This window comes from Lysobacter sp. TAB13, from assembly GCF_052113885.1.
In the GTDB taxonomy this organism is placed as follows: Bacteria; Pseudomonadota; Gammaproteobacteria; order Xanthomonadales; family Xanthomonadaceae; genus Lysobacter; species Lysobacter gummosus.
Window position 1 is genome coordinate 1 of the sequence record NZ_JBFRDR010000189.1, and the last position, 459, is coordinate 459.

Here is a 459-nt window from a genome sequence, read left to right on the forward strand (position 1 = left end):
GGGCTATGCCGTGCTGCCTCGGCAACTGGTTGCACCGATGACGGTTGCACGCTCGCTCCTCGACGGCCACACCGCCTCGATCACGCAATTGACGCTCGCCCGTTTCATGGAGGGGGGACATTTCGGCGCGCATGTCCGCGCCATGCGAGGCGTCTATGCCGAGCGGCTCGAAATTCTGACCGGCCTCGTGCGGACCCAGCTTTCGGCTTTCGTCGAGCCGCGGGTTCCGGTCGGTGGGCTCCAGATGCCATGCGTGCTGACCATCGACCTTCCGGAGCGCGCTGCCATCGACGCCGCGGAACGCGTTGGCGTCGAGCTTCTGGGTCTGTCGGCGCTTCATGCATCAGGCCATGGCGAGGCGGGCTTTCTGATGGGATTCGCCGCCTATGCCCCGGGAGAGATCGAAGTCGCAGTGAAGAGGCTCGCGCGCGCGTTCCGGACCCTGAAGAGCTCCTAGCC

The 459-nt window shown here is 66.0% G+C and carries 1 protein-coding gene; it reads left to right on the top strand.

Features of this window, described 5'->3' with window-relative positions:
• Positions 1 to 457 (top strand): hypothetical protein (locus AB4Y92_RS25755; RefSeq protein WP_441822200.1); only part of this gene is annotated, 457 nt, incomplete at its 5' end.
• Positions 458 to 459: the final 2 nt, after the last annotated feature.